The 5,462-nt window shown below is 66.4% G+C and carries 4 protein-coding genes and 1 pseudogene; 1 reads left to right on the top strand and 4 read right to left on the bottom strand.

All coding sequences use genetic code 11. The features are described from left to right. Positions 1–222: pseudogene (locus BLX41_RS36885) on the top strand (hypothetical protein); the annotation flags it as partial. Between the two features lie 72 nt (positions 223–294). Here the strand turns inward: BLX41_RS36885 and BLX41_RS31760 are convergent. From BLX41_RS31760 to BLX41_RS31745, 4 genes are all read right to left on the bottom strand, one after another. Continuing rightward, positions 295–1,299 (bottom strand): asparaginase, encoded by a 1,005-nt coding sequence (locus tag BLX41_RS31760; protein ID WP_123728057.1) that lies wholly within the window; start codon positions 1,297–1,299, stop codon positions 295–297. A gap of 104 nt (positions 1,300–1,403) precedes the next feature. Continuing rightward, entirely contained in the window at positions 1,404–2,843 is a 1,440-nt protein-coding gene (locus tag BLX41_RS31755) for an alanine/glycine:cation symporter family protein (RefSeq protein ID WP_123728056.1), read from the bottom strand. A 441-nt stretch (positions 2,844–3,284) separates the two neighbouring features. Beyond that, on the bottom strand, positions 3,285–4,301 hold the full coding sequence (locus tag BLX41_RS31750) for an aromatic ring-hydroxylating oxygenase subunit alpha (protein WP_123728055.1): 1,017 nt from the start codon (positions 4,299–4,301) through the stop codon (positions 3,285–3,287). Continuing rightward, complete coding sequence (locus BLX41_RS31745) at positions 4,298–5,437, bottom strand: hypothetical protein (protein ID WP_123728061.1); 1,140 nt, start codon at positions 5,435–5,437, stop codon at positions 4,298–4,300. The genes BLX41_RS31750 and BLX41_RS31745 overlap by 4 nt, the downstream gene beginning before the upstream one ends. Between the last annotated feature and the right edge of the window lie 25 nt (positions 5,438–5,462).

Genomic DNA, 5,462 nt, shown 5'->3' with positions numbered 1-5,462 from the left:
GCCGGCAACCAGTACCTTTCCCGGGCAAAGGGGCAGACCGGCGCCCTGCTGGCGATCGACCAGGACGGTTACGCCAACAACCTGACTGTCAGCCTCGACAACCCGGACGAAGTCACCATCCCGGCCAAGGCGGCAGTGCGGCAGAAGTTCGTGTTTGAAGGGCCGATCGAGAGCTCGAGTTCGGTGCGGGTCTGGGGCCAGGATTACTCGGTCAAAAAGTAACCTGACAGCCACCCCCTGCTCGTCGTCGAGCCGGCGGCTACCGCAGTAGCCACCGGCTCCCGAGCGCGAGCTTCAGCTCAACTCGCCACACAGATCGAGTTCGACCAGGCGCCGCACTTCGGCGCTTTCCAGCCCGGCACCGAGCAGCGCATTGAGCTTGCCGAACGCCGCTTCGCGAGTCATGCCGCCACCGGACAGCACGCCCACGCCCCGCAGGCGGCTTCCGGCTTCGTAGATATCCAGCTCGACGCCGCCTTCATGGCACTGGGTCACCGCCACCACCACGATGCCTTGCTCCTGTGCGCGCTTGAGACTGGCCAGGAACGCCGGGTTGTCGCTGGGCCCGGTGCCGCTGCCGAAGCATTCCAGCACCAGGGCCTGGATGCCGCTGTCGAGCACGCTGTCCAGCAGCTCGGCGCCGATGCCGGGGAACAGCGGCAGCACACCGACCTTGGCCAGTTGCCTGGCCTGGCGGTAATCCAGGGCCGCCGGAATGGCCTCGGCCTTGGTGCCGCCGCCCTGGCGTTGCAAGGCGGCAAACGGGTGCCGGCCAAAGCTGCGGATTTTCGCGCAGCGGGTCGGTGCCAGCAGCTCGCCGTGGAAGTACAGCTGCACGCCGGGCGCCAGGCCTTGACCCAGGGCCACCAGGGCGCCGCTGAGGTTTTCCCAGGCGTCGCTGTCCGGCACACCGGCCGGCAGCATGGAACCGGTGAACAGCACCCGCGCCGGCAGGCCCAGCAACTGGAAGCTCATGGCCGCCGCGCTGTAGGCCAGGGTGTCGGTGCCGTGGAGGATCAGCACGCTGTCGCAGCCCTGCACATCCACTGCATCGACCACGGCTTCGCGCAGGCGCTGCCAGTAGTCGGGGGTCATGTTGGCGCTGTCGATCAGCGGCGCCATCTCGCGAAAGCGCCAGTTGGGCACCACCAGCTCAGGCTGGCTGTGCAGGTACTCGCGCATCCGGGCTTCGAAGCCGGAAGCCGGGGCCAGGCCGTTGGCGCTGGCTTGCATGCCGATGGTGCCACCGGTGTAGAGCACCATGACGTGCTGGGCGCCAGGGTAGGTCGAAGGGTTCATGGGATTCTCCGAAACGGTGAGTTCCTGTGGGAGCGGGCAAGCCCGCTCGCACATTTATCGCACTGTAACCGACGGGGGCAGAGGATGCGCCCGTCGTTCACCCGTCAGCGTTGCGCTGCGGGCACGCCTTGCGGCTCGGCCTGGGCGGGGGCCGAAGGTTCGGCGGGCCAGGCCTTCAGGTCCAGGTCCAGATCGGCGAACTTGCGCGAGTCGAACACTGGCTGGTCGACGCCGGCGCGGCGCTGCTCGTCGTAGTCGCGCATCACGCGCAGGCCGACCTTGAACAGCATGGCCAAGGCCACCAGGTTGACGAAGGCCAGGCAGGTCATGGTGATGTCGGCGAAGGCGAACACGGTCGAAAGGTCCTGCATCGAACCCCATACCACCAGCGCCAGCACCAGGCCGCGGAACAGCATCAGCACGGTGCGGTTGCGGGTGAGGAACTGCAGGCTGTTCTCGCCCAGGTAGTAGTTGTAGAGGATGCAGGTGAAGACGAACAGCGACAGCGCGACGCTGACGAACAGGCGACCCCAGTCACCGACCACGGCGGCCAGCGAGTTCTGGGTCAGGACGATGCCGTCGCCTTCGAAACCCGGGGTGTAGAAGCCCGACAGCAGGATCAGCAGCGCGGTGCAGGTGCAGATCACGAAGGTGTCGAGGAACACGCTGAAAGCCTGGACCACGCCCTGGGCGCCCGGATGTTTCACGGAGGCCACGGCGGCGACGTTCGGTGCACTGCCCAGGCCTGCTTCGTTGGCGAACACGCCACGCTTCACGCCCATGACGATGGCGCTGCCGAGCAGGCCGCCGAAGGCCGGGTCGAGACCGAAGGCGCTCTTGATGATGGTCTCCAGCATGGCCGGCACTTGTTCGATCTGGGTGCCGATCACGTACAGGGTCACGGCGATGTAGGCCAGGGTCTTGATCGGGACCAGCAGGTCGGACACTGCGGCGATGCGCTTGATGCCGCCGATGAAGGTAATGGCCAGCAGCACCGCCAGGACGATGCCGGTGTGGCTTGGGTCGAAGGCAAAGGCGTCCTGCAGCGAGTGCGTCACGGTGTAGGACTGCAGGCCGATGAAGGCGAAGCCGTAGGTGACCAGCAGCAGGATGGAGAACACCACCGCCATGCCTTTGCGCTTCAGGCCGTGCTCGATGTAGTAGGCCGGGCCGCCGCGGTACAGGCCGTCGCCGTCGGCGCGCTTGTAGACCTGGGCCAGGGTGCACTCGAAGAAGCTGCTGGACATGCCGACCAGTGCGGTCACCCACATCCAGAACACCGCGCCCGGGCCACCCAGGGTCACGGCGATGCCGACGCCTGCAATGTTGCCCGCGCCGACCCGGCCGGCGAGGCTGAGCATCAGCGCCTGGAACGAGCTGAGCTGGCCGCCGCTGCTTTTCAGGCTGTCGCGGAACACCGCGAACATGTGGAGGAAGTGGCGCAATTGAACGAAACGCGAGCGGATCGTGAAGTAGCTGCCGAGCCCGACAATGAGCACGATCAGCACTTTCCCTGAGAGGAAGTCGTTGATGACTTCGAGCATGGATTATTCCTCGCTGTTTTTTGTGTAGGCAAAAGCAGAGCAGACGGAAACATTCTGTTACACCGCTGATTGCACGCACGGCAAAGCGGTGGGGCGATTGTTCGTCCCGGTTCTCTATTCGCGGGTTGTTATTAGTTCGGGTTTCCCGTGGGTTTGAGCCTCGTTACCGACGGCTGTCCACGTGAAGAGGGGGCGCACTATACCGGTGCGCGGGCTCGCCGTCTGCATGTAGCGCATCGAGCCGAGGAACGGCAGGCTGGACGGGGGGCTGAATCGGTTCTTGTCGCGCCCCGCAAAACCCCGCGAACAGGGGCCCCAAGGGGCCCGCATCATCCCCGCGATACCGTTGCCAACCGTAGGAGCTGGCTTGCCAGCGAAGGGGCCCGTTCGAGCGGCGCCCGTCTTGAAGGCTTGTTCGCCGGCAAGCCGGCTCCTACGGGATTACAGCCAGAATTCCTCTCGGCGTTCTTGGAAGTCCTTCAGTTCACCTTGTTCCAGTAATTGGCGAATCCACGGCCCCAGCAGATCCAGCGAGCTGTCCAGAGGGGTGGGCCGGTGCCAGCGTAGCGGCACCTGGGCAAAGCGCTGCTGGTTGGCGCTGACTTTTTCCAGGATCTGCCGGTCCTGTTTGAGGATCACCTTGAACAAGGGTTGCAACACCGCGCGCTTGAGCCAGCCCGGCAAGCGGCCGCGGGCCGTGGCGATGCGGGCGAACAGGCGCAGTTCGCCCTCGGCGGCCGGGCTGAGCCAGGCGCTGACCAGCAGATTGAGCCGGCCCTGACGGTCGCGGTATTCGATTTCCGCCAACCCCGGCAGGCGAAAGCGCCCCATGCTGAGGCCGCGTTCGCCTTCGAACAGCCGCGATATCAGCCCGGATTGGGTGCCTTCTTCGCTGTACTGCGCTTCGACCCCGTCTTCCAGCTGATGCACCCAGGCACGAATCCGCTGGCGCTGGCGGTCGTGGCGAATCCAGCCGGCATGCACGAAGTGGGTGTGGAAGCCGTCGAGGAAGTTCTCCGCGGCGTCCTGCAAGCTGCACTGCACTCGGTCGCTGATCCAGAACACATCCAGGGCCTGGGCCTGCTCGGCGGCGGCCACCGGCGGGGCATTCGGCCGTTCGCTGGCGAGGCTGGCCCAGACCAGCCCCTGGGTTTCGCAGCTGTGCAGCGGCTGCAACAAGGGCTGGCTGCACCGCTGCTGCTCCTGGCCGGGCAGTTGAGTGCAACGGCCCTGGGGGTCGAAGCGCCAGCCGTGGTAGGGGCACTGGATCTGCCCGTCGCGCACCCGGCCGGCGCTCAGGGGCGCGAAGCGGTGGGGGCAGCGGTCCGGCAGCACGGCGGCGGCGCCGTCGGCGTCGCGAAACAGCACCAGCGGTACGCCGTGCAGGGTGCAGGCCAGAGGTTGGCGTTGCAGCTGCCGGCTCAGGGCGACGGGCCACCAGCCCGAGTGACTGTTCACAATTTGAGCTTCCTCATCAGCGGTACGCCGATCCGTTGCAGCAGCAGGCCCATCAGTTGCCACACCAGGCGCCGCGACCAGGGCAGGTGGGCGACGTGGATCAGGCTGTATTCGATTTCGGGCTGGCCGCCGCGCAGGCGCTTGAAGGCGGCCGCGCCGGAGCTGAAGTTGAGCACCTGACGACGGTTCACCGCTTCTTGCAGGCACAGCCTGGTCAGTTGTCGGTACAGGCCGGCGCGCTGGGGCAGGGCGGTGTCGTAGCCGACGATGGGGGTGCTGATCAGCGCGCTGTTGGCGAACCAGCCCAGGGCGCCGTCAATGCGCCCTTCGGCGTTGCGCAGGGCGCGCACGTCCAGCCAGCCTTCGGCCTGCCCGCGTTGCAGCCAGTGGGCGCTGTAGTGGGGGTTCAGGCGGCTGTATTTGTCCAGGTACAGCAGGTTGTACAGCTGCTCGATGCGCTGGAAGTCAGCCTCGTTCAGCTCGCTGCCGGGCACCACCGTATACGGGCTGCGGCGCAGCAGGGTGGCATCCAGGCGAGTGTTGTGGTGGCGCAGGAAGGCTGAATGTTCGCCCTCGCGGCCGTCGAACAGGTACACCTGACGGCTGGGAATCGCCAGGTAGCCCAGGGCTTGCAGGCGCTTGCGCAGTTCGCGGTTGCTGAAGTCGTTGAGCGAGCGAAAGCCAAAGCCGTGGTCGGGAAACTGCCGGCGCAGCAGTTCGGTGATCGCCGGCAAATCCGAACCATCCCAATCGGCGGGGTAGAGGTTGGTCGACAGCAGCCAGTTATTGACCTGCACCAGGCGGTCGACCTTGGCCGCGCTCAGTAGCCGGTCCACGCCCTGGGTCAGCAGCTTCAAGGGCCACGCCAGCCAGGGCCGTTTCAGGCGCTGCAGTTCTTCCCGGGCATAGCCGCTGTAGGCGGTTTGCGGAGAGACCACGTAACAGTTATCCACAGGGTCGTGGCCGTGGTTGATGCTCACCGGGAACTGCTGGCGGCCGGTGTCCAGCAGGGCCAGGGCGGTGCTGACATTGCCGATCAGCGCGCCGCCGGCGCAGGTACGCACGTACCGCCGGGCGTGGCTGTCGCCGGCGCTCGGGGGCTCAAGGGCCAGTTGCTCGGGCAGCAACAGTTTCATGGGCGCGGCGCTCCCAGGGGCTGGC

The organism is Pseudomonas protegens (assembly GCF_003732485.1).
In the GTDB taxonomy this organism is placed as follows: domain Bacteria; phylum Pseudomonadota; class Gammaproteobacteria; order Pseudomonadales; family Pseudomonadaceae; genus Aquipseudomonas; species Aquipseudomonas protegens_B.
This window is presented reverse-complemented; position numbering and strand designations above follow the sequence as displayed.

Coding starts and splice junctions, on each gene's coding strand:
- BLX41_RS31755 (WP_123728056.1), bottom strand. CDS start 2,843: ATGCTCGAAGTCATCAACGACTTCCTCTCAGGGAAAGTGCTGATCGTG.
- BLX41_RS31760 (WP_123728057.1), bottom strand. CDS start 1,299: ATGAACCCTTCGACCTACCCTGGCGCCCAGCACGTCATGGTGCTCTAC.
- BLX41_RS31745 (WP_123728061.1), bottom strand. CDS start 5,437: ATGAAACTGTTGCTGCCCGAGCAACTGGCCCTTGAGCCCCCGAGCGCC.